This window comes from Bacillus sp. Cr_A10, assembly GCF_029222665.1.
Lineage (GTDB): Bacteria > Bacillota > Bacilli > Bacillales_A > Planococcaceae > Psychrobacillus.
This window is the reverse complement of the sequence record NZ_JARHXR010000008.1, coordinates 56,397-73,904: the sequence shown is the minus strand read 5'-3', so window position 1 is coordinate 73,904 and position 17,508 is coordinate 56,397. Positions and strand designations below refer to the sequence as shown.

The 17,508-nt window shown below is 37.0% G+C and carries 18 protein-coding genes; all 18 read right to left on the bottom strand.

Translation table 11 applies throughout. The annotated features are described in order from the left end of the window. Nucleotides 1–44 precede the first annotated feature (44 nt). Nucleotides 45–1,355 carry an FADH(2)-oxidizing methylenetetrahydrofolate--tRNA-(uracil(54)-C(5))-methyltransferase TrmFO gene (trmFO, locus tag P2Q73_RS06050; protein WP_275784956.1) on the bottom strand — a complete coding sequence of 437 codons (1,311 nt, stop codon included), beginning with the start codon at nt 1,353–1,355 and terminating at the stop codon, nt 45–47. An 18-nt stretch (nt 1,356–1,373) separates the two neighbouring features. Then, complete coding sequence (topA, locus tag P2Q73_RS06045) at nt 1,374–3,449, bottom strand: type I DNA topoisomerase (RefSeq protein ID WP_275784954.1); 2,076 nt, start codon at nt 3,447–3,449, stop codon at nt 1,374–1,376. 103 nt (nt 3,450–3,552) lie between these two features. Continuing rightward, on the bottom strand, nt 3,553–4,455 hold the full coding sequence (gene dprA, locus P2Q73_RS06040; protein WP_275784952.1) for a DNA-processing protein DprA: 903 nt from the start codon (nt 4,453–4,455) through the stop codon (nt 3,553–3,555). Between the two features lie 317 nt (nt 4,456–4,772). Then, entirely contained in the window at nt 4,773–5,675 is a 903-nt protein-coding gene (gene sucD / locus P2Q73_RS06035) for a succinate--CoA ligase subunit alpha (RefSeq protein WP_053589992.1), read from the bottom strand. A 19-nt stretch (nt 5,676–5,694) separates the two neighbouring features. Further along, the gene (gene sucC / locus P2Q73_RS06030) at nt 5,695–6,855 is read right to left on the bottom strand and encodes an ADP-forming succinate--CoA ligase subunit beta (protein WP_053589993.1); all 1,161 of its coding nucleotides are present in this window, start codon (nt 6,853–6,855) and stop codon (nt 5,695–5,697) included. A 126-nt stretch (nt 6,856–6,981) separates the two neighbouring features. Beyond that, nucleotides 6,982–7,266 carry an EscU/YscU/HrcU family type III secretion system export apparatus switch protein gene (locus P2Q73_RS06025; RefSeq protein WP_275784949.1) on the bottom strand — a complete coding sequence of 95 codons (285 nt, stop codon included), beginning with the start codon at nt 7,264–7,266 and terminating at the stop codon, nt 6,982–6,984. Beyond that, a complete protein-coding gene (locus P2Q73_RS06020; RefSeq protein ID WP_275784948.1) occupies nt 7,263–9,113 on the bottom strand; it encodes a lysozyme family protein in 1,851 nt (616 codons plus the stop codon). The genes P2Q73_RS06025 and P2Q73_RS06020 overlap by 4 nt, the downstream gene beginning before the upstream one ends. A gap of 9 nt (nt 9,114–9,122) precedes the next feature. After that, nucleotides 9,123–9,890, bottom strand: a complete 768-nt coding sequence (locus tag P2Q73_RS06015; RefSeq protein WP_275785173.1) for a ribonuclease HII — start codon at nt 9,888–9,890, stop codon at nt 9,123–9,125. A 217-nt stretch (nt 9,891–10,107) separates the two neighbouring features. Beyond that, nucleotides 10,108–10,956 carry a ribosome biogenesis GTPase YlqF gene (gene ylqF / locus P2Q73_RS06010; RefSeq protein ID WP_053589996.1) on the bottom strand — a complete coding sequence of 283 codons (849 nt, stop codon included), beginning with the start codon at nt 10,954–10,956 and terminating at the stop codon, nt 10,108–10,110. 74 nt (nt 10,957–11,030) lie between these two features. Continuing rightward, entirely contained in the window at nt 11,031–11,591 is a 561-nt protein-coding gene (gene lepB, locus P2Q73_RS06005) for a signal peptidase I (RefSeq protein WP_275784946.1), read from the bottom strand. Nucleotides 11,592–12,287: 696 nt separating this feature from the next. Beyond that, the gene (gene rplS, locus P2Q73_RS06000; protein WP_053589998.1) at nt 12,288–12,632 is read right to left on the bottom strand and encodes a 50S ribosomal protein L19; all 345 of its coding nucleotides are present in this window, start codon (nt 12,630–12,632) and stop codon (nt 12,288–12,290) included. 137 nt (nt 12,633–12,769) lie between these two features. Next, nucleotides 12,770–13,501, bottom strand: a complete 732-nt coding sequence (gene trmD, locus P2Q73_RS05995) for a tRNA (guanosine(37)-N1)-methyltransferase TrmD (RefSeq protein ID WP_275785171.1) — start codon at nt 13,499–13,501, stop codon at nt 12,770–12,772. Beyond that, on the bottom strand, nt 13,501–14,016 hold the full coding sequence (gene rimM, locus P2Q73_RS05990; protein ID WP_275784944.1) for a ribosome maturation factor RimM: 516 nt from the start codon (nt 14,014–14,016) through the stop codon (nt 13,501–13,503). The genes trmD and rimM overlap by 1 nt, the downstream gene beginning before the upstream one ends. A 58-nt stretch (nt 14,017–14,074) precedes the next feature. Then, on the bottom strand, nt 14,075–14,308 hold the full coding sequence (locus tag P2Q73_RS05985; RefSeq protein WP_053590000.1) for a KH domain-containing protein: 234 nt from the start codon (nt 14,306–14,308) through the stop codon (nt 14,075–14,077). A 14-nt stretch (nt 14,309–14,322) separates the two neighbouring features. After that, nucleotides 14,323–14,595, bottom strand: coding sequence for a 30S ribosomal protein S16 (rpsP, locus tag P2Q73_RS05980; protein WP_053590001.1), 273 nt, complete (start codon nt 14,593–14,595; stop codon nt 14,323–14,325). Between the two features lie 103 nt (nt 14,596–14,698). Next, nucleotides 14,699–16,054, bottom strand: coding sequence for a signal recognition particle protein (gene ffh, locus P2Q73_RS05975; RefSeq protein WP_053590002.1), 1,356 nt, complete (start codon nt 16,052–16,054; stop codon nt 14,699–14,701). 12 nt (nt 16,055–16,066) lie between these two features. Continuing rightward, nucleotides 16,067–16,396, bottom strand: a complete 330-nt coding sequence (locus P2Q73_RS05970; RefSeq protein WP_371256505.1) for a putative DNA-binding protein — start codon at nt 16,394–16,396, stop codon at nt 16,067–16,069. A gap of 70 nt (nt 16,397–16,466) precedes the next feature. Further along, nucleotides 16,467–17,504: a signal recognition particle-docking protein FtsY gene (ftsY, locus tag P2Q73_RS05965; RefSeq protein ID WP_056829247.1), complete on the bottom strand. Its 1,038-nt coding sequence runs from the start codon at nt 17,502–17,504 to the stop codon at nt 16,467–16,469. Nucleotides 17,505–17,508: the final 4 nt, after the last annotated feature.

The window sequence follows — 17,508 nt, the reverse complement described above, 5'->3', positions numbered from 1 at the left end:
GTAAAAGCCTCTAAAAGTATACAACCTTTAGAGGCTTAAAGCAATTAAACCGATTTATTTTTCAAAAAATTTTGAATCGTCGTTAATGCTCGATTGGCTAATTGCTCAGTTCTTACTTTTTTGTCTCTTACTTTTGGTTGTAGCTCAGGAAATAATCCGAAGTTAATATTCATTGGTTGGAAGTTTTTAGGGTCAGCTTCTGTTATATATCGAGCCATACTACCGAGTGCAGTCTCACTTGGGAACACAACTAATTCTTCCCCTTTTGCAAGCTTAGCAGCGTTTATACCTGCAAGTAATCCACTTCCTGCTGATTCTACATAGCCCTCAACTCCAGTCATTTGACCGGCAAAGAATATTTGTTTATTCGCTTTTAGCTGATAAGTCGGTTTTAGGACAGTCGGTGAATTAATAAATGTATTTCTGTGCATAACTCCATATCGTACAATTTCCACATTTTCTAATCCTGGAATTAATTGAAGAACTTCCTTTTGAGGTCCCCATTTTAAATGTGTTTGAAATCCAACGATATTATAGAGGGTTCCAGCAGCATCGTCTTGTCTTAATTGAACAACCGCATAAGGGCGTTTACCTGTTTTAGGATCTTCTAATCCAACCGGTTTCATCGGTCCAAATAAAAGCGTTTTACGGCCTCTGCTAGCCATTACTTCTACTGGCATGCACCCTTCAAAGTAAATTTCTTTTTCAAATTCTTTTAATGGTACCACTTCTGCTTCTACAAGTGCATCGTAAAAACGATTAAACTCCTCTTCCGTCATTGGACAGTTAAGATAAGCCGCTTCCCCTTTGTCGTATCGAGATTTTAAATATACTTTATCCATATCGATGCTATCTTTTTCAACAATTGGAGCAGCTGCATCATAAAAATATAAATAATCTTGACCAGTTATCTCTTTTACTTTCTCTGCCAATGCAGGAGAAGTTAAAGGGCCTGTAGCGATTACAGTAATACCTTCTGGAATCTCGGTTACTTCTTCGTTTATGATTTCAATCATTGGATGATTGCGAATGACCTCTGTTACTCTTCCTGCAAAATCATGTCTGTCTACAGCTAGTGCTCCACCTGCAGGAACACTACTATTATCTGCAGATTGAATAATAAGTGACTCTAACATACGCATTTCTTCTTTAATAACCCCTACAGCGTTTGTTAGGGTATTAGCACGAAGCGAATTTGAACATACTAGTTCAGCAAATTTATCTGTATGATGTGCAGGTGTTTGCTTTACAGGTCGCATTTCATAAAGATGAACTTTTACTCCTCGCTTTGCAATTTGCCATGCAGCCTCGCTTCCTGCCAGTCCTGCACCTATCACGTTTACTATTTCAGTCATGTTGAAACCTTCTTTCTTTTAACTCTGTGGATCTTCTTTATAATCACAAGCTACACATTGAATTTGTACGCCTTTTTTCAGCTTTTTCTCTACTAACATATCATTACATTTAGGACATGGTCTATTAATCGGCTTATCCCAAGAAACAAAGTCGCATGTAGGATAACGATCGCATCCATAAAAAATTCTCTTTGTTTTACTTTTACGTTCCACAATCTGCCCTTCTCCACAAGATGGACATGGAACGCCAATTTCTTTCACAATTGCTTTCGTGTTTCTACAATCTGGGAAATTACTACAAGCCATGAATTTACCATATCGTCCTAATTTATAGACCATTGGAGAACCACAGTTTTCACAATCTTCACCAGTAGGCTCATCTTTTATAACGATTTTTTCCATTTCAGCATCCGCATGCTCTACATGTTTGGCAAAATCTTTATAAAATCCATCTATGACTTCGACCCATCTAACTTGTCCTTCTTCCACACTATCTAAGTCTTTTTCCATTTGTGCTGTAAACTCGATATTTAAAATATTCGGGAAAAATTCAAGTACTAGTTGATGTACGATTGTTCCAAGCTCAGTTGGTACAAAACGTTTAGTCTCTAATGCCACATACCCTCTTTTTTGTATCGTATCCAGTGTAGGAGCATATGTGGATGGTCTGCCTATCCCAAGTTCTTCTAGCGTTTTAACTAGTCTTGCTTCTGAATATCTTGGTGGTGGCTGTGTGAAATGTTGTTTAGGTTCAATCGAAAGCGCATTTACTTTATCTCCAACCTCTAATACAGGCAACAGTTTGTCTTTGTCATCCGTTTGGTCATCCGTGCCTTCCACATACACTTTCATGAATCCTGGGAATTTTACTTGTGAACCATTTGCTCTAAATATTGCGTTCCCATTTTTCATATCAACCGAAACTGTATCTAATATTGCAGGAGCCATCTGGCTAGCAATAAATCTCTCCCAAATCAATTTATATAAACGATATAAATCTCTAGATAGGATGCTCTTTAACTGCTCTGGTGTTCTTAGAACACTTGTTGGTCTTACTGCCTCATGCGCATCCTGAGCTTTTTTGGATTGTTTTTCTTCTTTTTTACTCGTTATATATTCTGAGCCGTATTCATTTTGAATGTATGCATGTGCATCAGCCTTAGCTGTATCAGAGATTCTAGTAGAATCTGTACGCATGTAGGTGATTAAACCTACAGTACCTTCTTTTTTTCCAAGGTCAATTCCTTCATACAATTGTTGTGCAAGCATCATCGTTTTTCTAGCTCGGAAGTTAAGTTTACGAGCAGCTTCCTGTTGAAGAGAAGAAGTTGTAAAGGATGCGGCTGGATTTCTTTTTCTTTCTTTTTTCACGACATTTGCTACTTCAAACTTTTTGCCTTTCATCCCTTTAAGAACATCTTTTACTTCACTTTCGTTTGTTAGCTTAACTTTATCTTTATCCGTACCATAATAAAGAGCATCGAATGCTTTTTTACTTTTCTCGAATTGCCCTTCAATCGTCCAATACTCTTCTGGAACAAAGTTATTTATTTCATTTTCACGGTCAATGATTAAACGTAATGCTACAGATTGAACTCGTCCAGCAGATAAACCTTTTTTCACTTTCTTCCATAAAATTGGACTAATATTATAGCCAACTAGGCGATCTAAAATTCTTCTAGCCTGTTGTGCATCTACTAAATCCATATTTATAGGTCTAGGATGTTTAAATGATTCTAAAATAGCATCTTTTGTAATTTCATTGAAAACAACTCGACATTCCGAATTAATATCAACATTCAATGAGTTAGCTAAGTGCCAAGCAATTGCTTCCCCTTCTCTGTCGGGGTCAGCCGCGAGATAAACTTTCTTCGCTTTTTTTGCAGCATTTTTCAGGTCTTGCAATACGGGACCTTTTCCTCGTATAGTAATATATTTTGGTTCATAGTCATTTTCTACATCTACACCCATTTGACTTCTCGGCAAATCCCGCACGTGACCGATGGATGCTTTTACTTTATATTTTTTTCCAAGATATCGTTCAATTGTTTTTGCCTTTGCTGGCGATTCCACAATAACTAAATAATCCGACATAAATGTGCCTCCTTATAGAAGGTAACTCGCTTTAAGCTTCAAAACAAATACCTGTTGCAAAATGTATAACAGATTTCTAAAGAAAGCAAGTCTTTTCATTTATTTAATTGTTTATTTGTTCAAATTCTTGTAGTTCTTCAAGTATTTGATAACCATTCCAAACAGGCTTTGCCCCCTCTAAAATAAGGTTATGTGGGCCTGCAGACAAAGGGGAATGAATAGATCCAGGTATAGCGAAAATTTCTTTTCCATTTTCTAACGCATGCTCCATTGTTGAAACTGTACCACTCTTTTCTTTAGCTTCTGTAATAATGACAGCTTGTGACAAACCGCTAATAATACGATTACGCATAGGAAAATTCCACTTTTTTGGTGTTATATATGGTGGATATTCTGTTATTAATAAATGTTCTTTCGACATTATTTTCGCTAATTCTTCATTTTGCTTCGGATATATATGAAATAAACCTGTGCCCAGAACCGCTATTGTCTTGCCTCCTAGCGCTATTGTGCTTTCATGAGCCATTGTATCTGCTCCTTTAGCAAGACCGCTTACAATAGTGAAATTTTGGCTTATTAATGGAGGTAAAATTGTTTCGATACTTTTCTTAGAATAATAGGTTGCCTCTCTAGAACCTATAATAGCTAACTTTTTATGCATGTTTAATAAAGAAGTATCTCCTTTCACATAAAGAACCGCCGGTGGATCGTAAAGATTTTTTAAACTTGTAGGATAATTGGGATTGGTAAAAATTATAGGGGTAATTTGGTGATTATCATAAATTTGTAGAAATGGGGTCTTCACAAATTTTTGGTACATGTTTTTAAGTTGAATCGCTCGATTTTCAGTAATACTCAAGAGACCTACTAGTAAGCTTGTCTGCATTTTCTCTAATTGTAATGTGGGATTGTATTCAATTAGGGGATGTAGTTTGTTCATAGGGACTGGAAATACATAGTGTAACGCTAAAAATCGATTAATCCACTTCTCTTCTGAATTGATCATTGCTTTCCTCCTATTTTTTTTGGCTATGATAAACTTCGCTGTAGTTAAGATACTCATACTAGAATCTACGAATCTATTTGAATTCGCGCTGGCCGCAAAACCACGAAGAATGAGACTTCAGTTGGGGATTGAGAAGCAATGCTTTTTCTGCGACGGAGCTTTGCTGAGGAGCCGCGGAACATTCTTGAAGACTCAGGCGTAGGCTGCTGTAGCGCACATACGTGTAAAATCCCTATTCTTAAAAACAACAATGAATAATACCAAAGCCAAATATAAAAAAATACGGCAACACCGGATGATGTGCCGTACCTTTAATATTAATGTGTTTTACATTTGTCGTAAAGACCTGCTGCTTTAATTGCTTTAATTAAAGTTTCGCCGATTACTGAAGGAGTTGGTGCAACTTCCATTCCAGCCGCTTGCATTGCTTTAATTTTTTCTGCTGCAGTACCTTTACCACCAGAAATAATTGCTCCAGCGTGACCCATACGTTTACCTTCAGGAGCTGTTTGCCCTCCGATAAATCCTACAACAGGTTTAGTCATGTTAGCTTTAATCCATTCTGCTGCTTCTTCTTCAGCAGTACCACCGATTTCACCAATCATAACAACTGCGTAAGTTTCTGGATCTTCATTGAATGCTTTTAATACATCAATGAAATCTGTACCATTTACTGGGTCTCCACCAATACCAACCGCTGTAGATTGTCCTACACCAGCTTGAGTTAATTGATGAACTGCTTCATAAGTTAAAGTACCAGAACGAGATACAACACCTACATGCCCTTTTGAATGGATATTCGGAGGCATGATACCGATATTACTTTCGTCTGCTGTCACAATACCAGGGCAGTTTGGTCCCACTAAACGAGTTTTTTTGCCTTCCATGTAACGTTTAACTTTAACCATGTCTAATACTGGAATATGCTCAGTAATACAAATAGTCAAGTCTAATTCTGCATCTGTAGCTTCCAAAATTGCATCCGCTGCAAATGGAGCTGGAACATAAATTACTGAAACATTTGCTCCAGTAGCTTTAACAGCTTCTTCAACTGTATTGAATACAGGAACACCTTCTACCTCTGTACCGCCTTTACCTGGAGTTACACCAGCAACGATTTTTGTACCATATTCCAACATTTTTTTTGTATGGAATAGAGCAGTGGAGCCAGTAATACCTTGTACCAAAACTTTAGTATCTTTATTAATAAAAATTGCCATTGTTTTGTCTCCGCCTTTCTTAGCCTACAAGTTCAACAATTTTTTGTGCGCCATCTGCCATTGAATCAGCAGCAACGATGTTTAAACCTGATTCGTTTAATAAAGATTTACCTTTATCAACATTTGTACCTTCTAAACGAACAACAAGTGGTACTTCAAGTCCAACTTCTTTCGCAGCAACGATAACACCTTCAGCGATAATATCACATTTCATAATTCCACCAAAGATGTTAACAAAGATACCTTTAACATTTTTGTCTGAAAGAATGATTTTAAATGCTTCCGTTACTTTTTCTGCTGTAGCACCGCCCCCAACGTCCAAGAAGTTAGCCGGTGATCCGCCGTAATAGCTGATTGTATCCATTGTAGCCATTGCAAGACCAGCACCATTAACCATACATCCGATATTTCCATCAAGAGAAATATAGCTTAGGTCATATTTGGATGCTTCGATTTCTTTTGCATCTTCTTCATCAAAGTCACGTAATTCTACGATGTCTTTATGACGGTAAAGAGCATTTCCATCAAAATTAAATTTAGCATCTAATGCCACAACTTCTCCAGCACCAGTTACAACAAGTGGATTGATTTCAACGATTGCTGCATCTTTATCCACAAATGCTTCATATAATCCAAGCATTAGTTTTGCTGCTTTGTTTACTAATTTTGCAGGTATATTCATATTGAAAGCCATACGACGTGCTTGGAAACCAGTAAGACCAACTACAGGGTCAATTTCCTCTTTGAAGATTTTTTCAGGAGTAGCAGCTGCCACTTCCTCGATATCCATACCACCTTCTTCAGAACCCATTAAAGTTACACGAGAAGATGCTCGGTCTAAAACTAAACCAAGATAGTACTCTTTTTGGATATCAGAACCTTCTTCGATATAAAGGCGTTTTACTTCTTTACCTTCTGGACCTGTTTGGTGTGTTACTAAAACTTTCCCTAACAGTTCCTTCGCATATGCACGAACATCGTCCAAGTTTTTTGCGATTTTTACTCCGCCTGCTTTACCGCGTCCACCAGCGTGGATTTGGGCTTTTACAACGACAACTTCAGAACCTAGTTCTTTTGCAGCTTTAACAGCTTCTTCCGGAGAAAATGCTACTTTCCCATTAGGAACTGCTACACCGTATTGTCTGAGGAGTTCTTTCCCTTGATATTCATGGATATTCATCTTACGTCCTCCAATCAAACTTATGTCAAGTAATTTACTACCTTTATCATTGTAATAAACCTGTCACTTCTTGTCTACAAAAGTAAGTTTTTTCTCTAAAACATAGAATATTCAAATATTTTTAGATTAATTCATTTTTCCTTTCTCTTGATCAATTCGATAAATAAATGCAAATACTTCCGCTACCGCTTGATATAGCTCGTCTGGTATTGACTGATTTATATCTAATTGACCGAGAAGTTCTACTAAACTACGATCCTCTTGTATAGGAACATTATGTTCTTTTGCCTTCATTAAAATATTATCTGCTATTTTTCCTTTTCCTTTTGCAAGAATAGTAGGGGCATCAATGATTCCCGGTTTATATCCTAATGCGACTGCTTCTTTACGAAAATGTTTTTCCTCTTTCATATACGAATATCTACTCCTTGTGAGTCTTTTCCCAGTAATTTCTTCGGTGACGTAAGTTTATTTTCTTCAAACGTTTTGACAAATACACCGGAGAGTTGGTATCCCACTGACAATAAGCCTTCCTTAAGGGTGTCATAAAATACGTTGGCAATTGGTTTTAAGCTGGTATCGTTATTGTATAAAGAGATGGTTACTACACGATTTTGAACCTGCATATCTACAACTGTCTCTTCTAAAGAATCTAAATGTAAATAAAACATGATACGAGCATAATCAGAATCTATTTTGCCATCCTCTTTCATACGACCATTCCATTCAAGGGTCGCATCCATTTTCTTTCCTAAAAATTCTAATGGAACCTGCATTAATAACTGGTGCTGTGGCCCGTTTTCATTCGACAATATTTGCAGACCATTCATTCGATTCAAAAGTAGTTCTGCTTGTTCTTTTAGTGGCGCAGAAATAACCTGATTATGAAGAAGGTCTATCAATTGAGGTTTCAATTGGCTTGCAAGCTGTCTAACCTCCTCGCTAGCTCCCCCGAGTTTTGCTTCATAACTAAAACCAAGTGACTTTAAAGCTTCTTTCATTGCGTGCTCAAATGCTTTTCCATCCAACTGTTGAAGCACATTTTGTTCAGCTTGCTGAAGAGCTGTAGAAAATATCGGTTGCTGACTGTTCTTATTGTTGGACAGTACTTGCTGAAGCGTTTGAGAAACCATTTCCTTACTGGTACCTTTTCCAAATAATGATAGTAAGTGTTCTTTTGCAGTTAATCCATGTTGATCTTTCAAAAAAACAGCTTCCTGACTCTGCTTTGCAAATACTTCCAAAAGCGACTTGTTTAGCGTTAATATTTGTTCGGCCTGAGAATTATTTTTTAACAAAATCCCTAGTTGCACCTTTTGTTCAGATGTTAACAAAGGTTGTGCGCTAACCCAATTTCGAATCTGGTCCATTACGATACTTTTTTCACTTACCGGAGCTTTTAATAAGTTTGCTATAATGTCAGCTGCTGAATTAGGCATCGTAGAAAGAGTTGAAGCTGGCAAAAGATTATTTAAAGTAACATTTGGAGGTAAGACACCCGCTTCTTTTAAACTCTGTAGTATCGGCAACTTTGTAGCCAAGTTTGCTACCGGACTTTGTAACACTTCTATTTGTTTTCCTAGCAATACACCTGCTACAGGTTCTCCAAACGGCTCCGCTAACTTTTGCAAACTTTGAAGTAGAGTGTTCTTATCATTTTTTGATAGTGTCAAATCTTGTTGTAACGTTAGTTTAAATTCTTGAATCAGTGATTGTAGGCCACTAGTAGACTTACCACTTAAAACAGCATCAAACATTTGTTGTGACAAAGGTATTTTTAGGTCCAACATTTTTTGAATTGTTTCCATTGCTTGCTTTATTGATACATTCGGAGGTAATTGTTTTAATAGCTGTTCTGCTTGAACTAATATTTCTTTTGAGATTGGCAATTGTTCTTTTAAAAAGAACTGAATTACTGCCTGCATTTCTGTTGATTTTGTTAAATTCATCGCTTGCAAAAGTTGTTGCGCTTGTTGAGCTAATGTGTTCCCGTTTGTGAGGGGTCCTGTTACGACTTTCAGTTGCAACTCCGGTTCCGTATTAGTTACTTGAAAAAAATGTGCATCCCCTGCTTTTAGCGGAGTTTCCAGCTTAGCTATTACTTTTTGATTGCCTATTTGCAATTCTGCAGTCTGATTTGGATATAATTTCTTAATTGTTCCATGGACTACTTGTCCTTCTTTTATCGAAGTTTGCATATTAGGTGAAAGGATCTTCGTTTGTTGTGCTTGAATGGAAGAAAAAGATGTTGATGACATGTTTTCACCTCATTTAAGTAATATAGATTTTATCGGCTCGAATGTTTTTCTATGGTGAATAGTAGGACCATATTTATATATCATTTCAACGTGTTGCTTTGTTCCATACCCCGCGTGTTTATTGAATAAATATTGAGGATATTCCTCGTGCAACTGATCCATATAATTATCTCTCGCAGTTTTAGCTAGTATAGAAGCCGCTGCAATCGCTAGACTCTTAGCATCGCCTTTTATAATGGAATGTGTTTCCATTTCAATTGGTAGTTTCATAGCATCTACTAAAACTATTGAAGGACTTTCCTTCAAGCTTAAAACAGATTTTGTCATGGATTGTTTCGTCGCTTCATAAATATTAAGTTCATCTATTTTTTCTACTGGTTGAAAGTGAATAAAATAACTTAGCGAATTATCTTTTATTTTTGTTGCAAGTTCATTTCGCTTCTTTTTCGTTAGTTGCTTGGAGTCATTTAAACCAATTAGATTATCTGTGTTCTCATTTAAAACTACAGCTGCTGTAACAACTGGTCCAGCTAATGGACCGCGCCCAGCTTCATCTACTCCAGCAACCAAATCCGTGTGGAACTTCCTAAAACTAGCATCGAAATAACATTTATCGTTGTGGGAACGAATTTCCATCTGTAAAAGCTGTTGTCTATTCTTCCAAGTATTTAATAGCTTCATGGCACCAATTCTACTATCATCTTCTAGTTGGCTCATCCATGGTTCCCATGAAGTTGCATTTTCTAATTTTTCTTTTATGTCCTTCAAACTTAACATTTCATTCACATCAACTTTCTTGTACTTAATCTATGTATCGGCCAATATATGAAAAGCGTAAGCGTCTATTTAGTGCAGCACAGTTTATACAGCACCTTACATTGGCACCTTGCTTTCATATAAGAAAGCAGCTTTTACACATTTGACCTAGCTTGCAACTTAAAAAATCGAGAAAACCCTTCTCACCAAGTGGCAAAAAGGGTAAATTATTTATGTCTTATTCGGTTACAAAATCAAACGTTAGTCGACCAAGATGAAGGTTTCGAATATCCCTTACAATCAGCTCTGCAACTTGATCATAATCAATTTCACCGCCACCGGCAAAACATCTTCTTAACTTACCAATATGATCGAATGTATCCACTAAATCTTCGCTAACTGTTGTCAATTGATATCTTTCTTCCATCCTCTTTGGATAATGCTCTTGTAAAAAACGAAGACCATACACCGCTAAATCTTCCATATTGATAACAGCATCTTTAATAGCTCCCGTTAATGCAAGTTTATAGCCTACTTGTTGATCTTCAAACTTAGGCCAAAGAATACCAGGAGTATCCAATAATTCTATTTCTTTTTCGACCTTTATCCATTGCTGTCTTTTAGTAACACCTGGTGTATTACCTGTTTTCGCTATATTCTTTTTTGCGAAACGATTAATTAGTGTAGATTTCCCGACGTTTGGAATTCCTACAATCATTGCACGAATAGCACGAGGTTTGATACCTCTTTCTTTCATGCGATCCCATTTAGGCTTTAATAGCTCTTTAGCGGCTTTAAAAACAGATTGTAGACCTTTTCCTTCTAAAGAGTTTATCGCCACTGTAGGGAGCCCTATTGAGTCAAAATAAGCTATCCATTTTCTCGTTTGTGCTTCGTCTGCCATATCCATCTTGTTCAAAATAAGTAATCTTGTTTTCTGGTGCACTACTTCGTCCAGCATCGGATTTCTGGAAGACAATGGCAAGCGTGCATCCACTAATTCAAAAACAATATCTACGAGCTTTAAATTTTCAGTTACTTCTCTTCTCGCTTTGGCCATATGACCTGGAAACCACTGTATTGTCATTTTATATCTCCTCCTTAAAGGATGAGAAAGTTACTTTTCCTTAACTATCTAACCTCAGGCATCTTACTAAATTTTTATTTTACAAAACCAACTTCATCAAATGGCCAAAAAACGATATTTGTGTTTCCAATCACTTCATCGATGGCAACTAGTCCAATATGTCGACTATCTTTACTATATCTACGATTATCACCCATAACGAATATAAAGCCTTCAGGTATCTTATCAACTTGGGCAATATCTTCTAATGTGAAATCATCGGTTAAAGATCCTTCAGTAATTTCATTTTTGTATTGTTCTAAGTATGGCTCTTCAACTTCTTTTCCATTTATAAATAGTTGATCATTTTTATATTCCACATGATCTCCAGGAAGACCAATTACTCGTTTGATGTAATTCTTTTGCTCTGGTGCATGGAATACTACTATATCAAAACGATCTGGTTCACCAACCATATAACCGATTTTATTGACAACCATTCGGTCCCCATTTTTTAAAGTCGGCATCATTGACTCTCCGTCTACTACAATTGGTGTAAATAAAAAGAAGCGAATTATTGCAGCAATCCCAAAAGCGATTAACAATGCTTTGGACCATTCCCACAATTCGTTCTTTTCTTTCTTAGCTCGTTCCATCGACTTGCCCCCTTTATATACTTCCTTTATTGTACAGGGAAATTCTCATTCAAGCAAAAAGAAATGATATGATTTCTAATTATCTTTCAACTAAATCTAACTTAACTTTCCGGAACGAAGAATGCGAACCCTTATCAATCTTTATATTTCAACTCGCTTGAAAGCGCTATTCAGTCGAGGCGACCTAAACTGCGACATCCTTGTCGCAACGGTCGCATGACCTACATCGTGTAGGCCCGCACGCCCGCGCAAGGCGGATGCGAATAGAACTTTAAGTTCATGAGCTTACATCGAAGCTTAAATAATTTGAAAGATTATTATTTCAAAGTCTTTTTTTAAACTGATTGAAAGCGCTTGGCATTCAAGGAGCGCCAGCAAAGTTACTTTGCGACGAGTAACCGAAGGAGCAAGTAACAAAGAATGCGAACCCTTATCAATCTATATATTTCAACTCGCTTGAAAGCGCTTTTCAGTCGAGGCGACCTAAACTGCGACATCCTTGTCGCAACGGTCGCATGACCTACATCGTGTAGGCCCGCACGCCGCGCAAGGCGGAAGCGAATAGAACTTTAAGTTCATGAGCTAACGACGATACGCAAGTAACGAAGAATGAAAGCGTTTCTCAACGAGTTGAAAAGAAAAAATGTTGTAGCGAAAGGTGGAATCACCCTCACTACAACATTTGATTTTTTACTATTAGCGACGTTCTTTAATACGAGCTGCTTTACCACGTAGATCGCGTAAGTAGTACAATTTAGCACGACGAACTTTACCACGACGAACAACTTCTAAGTTTGCAATTTTTGGTGTGTGTACAGGGAATGTACGCTCAACGCCAACACCTGAAGAAATTTTACGAACTGTAAAAGTTTCGCTAATTCCACCACCACGACGTTTAATTACAACACCTTCGTACATTTGGATACGTTCGCGAGTACCCTCAACAACCTTAACGTGTACACGTACTGTGTCACCAGGGCGGAAATCAGGAAGATCCGTACGTAATTGTTCTTTTGTGATTTCTGAAATAATGTTTTGCATCATTTTTCTCTCCTTATATAGAATGCTCTTACACCCATTATCTGTTGCAGCGGAACACCCAAAATCCATACTCCACATAGAAGTACATAGTAGAATATACCACAAACATTTAATAGATGCAATGCATAAATGAAAGATTATTGTTTCTTATATTTATTAATAAATTCTTGATCCTTTTTGCTTAAATCAATCGATTCCAGTAACTCCGGTCTTCTTTCAAGCGTTCGTTTTAAAGATTGTTCTCTTCTCCATTTTTCAATCTCTGCGTGATTACCTGACAACAACACATCTGGCACCTTATAACCTCGATATTCAACCGGTCGAGTATAATGAGGATGCTCAAGCAGTCCAGTAGAAAATGAATCTTTTTCGTGAGATTCTGCATTGCCCAGTACATTAGGCAATAGTCTAACGACACTATCCACAATAGTCATAGCTGCCAATTCTCCACCTGTTAATACGAAATCTCCAAGTGAAATTTCATCTGTGATCAGATGTTCTCGAATTCGCTCATCATAACCTTCATAATGACCACAAATGAAAATAAGCTCTTCTTCTTTTGCTAATTCTTCTGCTTTTTTCTGCGTAAATCGCTCCCCTTGAGGGCAAAGTAGAACGATTCGGCGCTTTTGTTGTTTATTCGTAGTTAAAGAATCTATTGCGTTAAATAGTGGTTCAGGTTTCAATACCATCCCAGCTCCACCACCATAAGGGTAATCATCAACCTGATGATGCTTGTTTCCTGAAAAATCTCTAAAGTTCACGACATTAAGTACAACTTCATTCTTTTCCTGTGCTTTTTTCAAAATGGATGTATTAAAAACACCTTCAAACATTTCTGGAAATAGAGAAAGAATGTGAATATTCATCATGATAATAGACCTTCTAACACTTCAATAACAATTTTCTTATTATCAACGTCTACTGACTTTACTACATCTTCAATGTATGGAATGTAATGTGTTTTCCCTTTTGCAGGCTGAACTGCCCAAACATCGTTGGCACCTGTTTCAAGAATTTCTGTAACAGTTCCGATCGTTTCGCCTTCTGTAGACAAAACTGTACATCCGATTATTTCATGATAGTAAAATTCATTTTCTTCTAATTCTGAAAGGTACTTATCAGATACTTTTAAAATAGCGTCTCTAAAAGGTTCTACATCTTTCAATAATGAATAGCCTTCAAATGTCAATAAATCAAAGTTTTTATGCTTTCGATGAGTAGCTATTTTAACGGTGATTGGTTTCGATCCATCTGCTTTAAACAGCCCTAGCTCACTACCCACTTCATAACGTTCATCTGCAAAGTCTGTTTTGGAGATAACACGTACCTCACCCCATATACCATGCGTATTGACTATTTTACCAACGTTAAACCATTCCATGAATATTTTTTACCTCCTATCAAAAAAGGAAGAACAAATTGTTCTCCCTCTTTGTACATTAATCTAAAATGTCGACATATGTTTTTTTCTTTTGGTGACTGCCTGCTGCTGAGTAAACAATAGTACGAATCGCTTTCGCTACCCGCCCTTGTTTGCCAATTACTTTTCCCATATCTTCAGGATGAACAGAAAGTTTGTAAACTATACGATTTACATTTTCTTCTTTAACAACCTGAACCTTATCTGGATAATCAACTAATGGTTTGACGATTGCTTCGATCAGCTGCTTCACATTGTCCCCTCCGATTATTTGCCGAGTTTTGCGTTATGGAATTTTTCCATAATACCTTGTTCTGAGAACAAGTTACGTACTGTATCAGATGGCTTTGCGCCGTCTTGAAGCCATTTTAACGCTAATTCTTCGTTAATTTTAACTTCAGCTGGTTTTGTAAGTGGGTTGTAAGTACCTACTGTTTCAATTTGACGACCATCACGTGGTGAGCGAGAGTCTGCTACTACAATACGATAGAAAGGAGATTTTTTTGCTCCCATACGTTTTAAACGAATTTTAACTGCCATTTTTATTGCACCTCCGAATAGTTTCACACAAGATAGTATATTATCAAGCTTTTATTTGTTTGTAAAGTGTTTTTTCTTAACACCCTAATTTTTTCAGGGAAAATTATTTAAAAAGTGAGTCTAAACCAGGCATTTTCATCTTTTTCTTCCCTTTTTGTTGCATGTTTGTCATTTGTTTCATCATTTTTTTCATATCTTCAAACTGCTTCAATAGTCTATTGATATCTTGAATAGACGTACCAGATCCTTTAGCAATTCTTTTCTTCCTAGGACCATTAATAATTTCAGGAGTTGTTTTTTCTTGCGTAGTCATGGAATAAATAATCGCTTCAACACGATCCATTTGCTTTTCATCCACTTTTGCATTCTCTAGTCCTTTAATTTTGCCTGCTCCTGGGAGCATTTTCAAAATTTCGTCCAACGGTCCCATCTTCTTCACTTGACTAATTTGTTCCAAAAAGTCATCAAAAGTAAAAGATTGCGTACGGAATTTTTCTTCTAATTCCTTCGCTTTTTCTTCATCAACATTTGCTTGTGCCTTCTCAATCAGAGACATCATATCTCCCATACCTAAAATTCGAGAAGCCATTCGCTCTGGATGGAAAGGTTCAAGAGCATCCATCTTTTCACCCATACCAACAAACTTAATAGGTTTTTGCGTAACAGAACGGATAGATAAAGCCGCTCCGCCTCGAGTATCCCCATCAAGCTTCGTTAATACGACACCGGAAATGCCAATGGATTCGTTAAAATTATTCGCTACATTGACTGCATCCTGCCCAGTCATTGCATCTACCACTAAAAACACTTCATCTGGTTCTTTGATGGCACGAATATCTTTTAATTCTTGCATAAGGGTTTCATCAATATGAAGTCGACCCGCAGTATCAATGATCACAACATCGTTATGCTCTGCTTTTGCATGCTCCATCGCTTGTTTTACGATTTCTACAGGTGAAATATCAGTACCTAATGCGAAAACAGGTAATGATAACTGCTTACCAATTGTTTCAAGCTGCTTAACAGCTGCAGGACGGTAAATATCAGCCGCTACTAATAGTGGCTTTTTATTGTATTTTTTGCGTAATACATTCGCAAGCTTTCCAGTAGTGGTTGTTTTACCAGCACCTTGAAGACCAACCATCATAATTACGGTAGGTGGTCTTGATGAAAAAGAAATTTGACTTTGTTCTCCACCCATTAACTCTGTCAATTCGTCTTTAACAATTTTAATGACTTGTTGACCAGGTGTTAAGCTTTTCATTACATCTTGCCCAACAGCTCGTTCCGAAACATTTTTGACGAATTCCTTTACTACTTTCAAGTTTACGTCTGCTTCGAGTAGTGCATAACGAACGTCTCTCATCATTTCTTTTACATCTGCTTCAGAAATCTTTCCTTTACCTTTAATTTTCTGAAGCGTTCCTTGGAGTCGCTCAGCTAATCCTTCAAATGCCATGCATGCCGCCTCCTAATCCCATTCTTTTAATTGATTAATGAGTTCAATCAGTTTATCTTCAGATGATTGCTCCTTTGCTAAAAGCAATAGCTGCTCTATCGTTTCCTGACGTTTTTCAAATTTCGTAAAGAGGTTAAGTTTTTCTTCATACTCCTCTAACATTGCTTCTGTACGACGTATATTATCATAAACAGCTTGTCTGGAAATATCATATTCTTCTGCAATTTCTCCAAGGGATAAATCATCTAAATAATAAAGCTGCATATAGCTTCTTTGCTTATCTGTTAATAATGCCTGGTAAAAATCGAAGAGAAAATTCATGCGTGTTGTTTTTTCAATCATTCCCATCTCTCCTTACCAATTCAATTACATCCTCTAGTTTATTAATTGAGGATACAACTGTCAAGTATTTTTACTTGTCTTCATTTTCTTCGTTTAATTCATTTTCACTTTCCAACTCTAAACCTTCAGCAAAAAGTCCATACACATATTTTTCGGAATCAAATGGTTGTAAATCATCCATTTGTTCGCCTAGTCCAACAAATTTTACAGGAATATGAAGTTTCGAACGTATCGCTAATACGATACCACCTTTTGCAGTACCATCTAGTTTCGTTAATACAATTCCAGTAACATTTGTCGCTTCTTTAAACGTCTGTGCCTGCACAAGTGCATTTTGTCCAGTTGTTGCATCTAGGGCTAGCAATACCTCATGAGGGGCATTTGGAACCTCACGCGAAATGACACGATGAATCTTTTCTAACTCATTCATCAAATTCACTTTATTTTGGAGTCGACCTGCGGTATCACAAATTAAAACATCCGCATTACGCGTTTTAGCTGCTCTAATCGCATCATACATAACAGCAGCAGGGTCAGAGCCTTCCGCTTGTTTTATAACTTCTACGCCTACTCTATCGCCCCATACTTGAAGTTGGTCGATTGCCCCAGCACGGAAAGTATCCCCCGCTGCCAAAATGACTTTCTTTCCTTCGCTTTTTAAACGATGAGCAAGTTTCCCAATTGTAGTAGTCTTCCCTACCCCGTTCACTCCAACAAACAAAATAACGGATAAACTATCTTTCTCCAGTTGAAGCTCTGTAATATTTTCATCCCCAGCTTCATAAATTTCGACTAGTTTTTCTGAAATAACCGATTGGATTCCGGCAGTATCCTTCATATTTTTACGCTGTACTTCAAAACGTAAGGATTCCATTAATTCAGAAACTGTTTCAAAACCTACATCCGCTTGTAATAATATTTCTTCTAGTTCTTCGAAAAAATCTTCATCTACTTTACGGTATTTAGCTACTAAATCATTTACTTTGGAAGTAAATTGGTTTCTTGTTTTCGCTAAACCTTCCTTAAATTTATTTGTAATCGAAACTGTTTCTTCTATCTCTTCCTTCGATCCAAGCATCTTATCTTTAAACTTCTTAAAAAAACTCATTCTC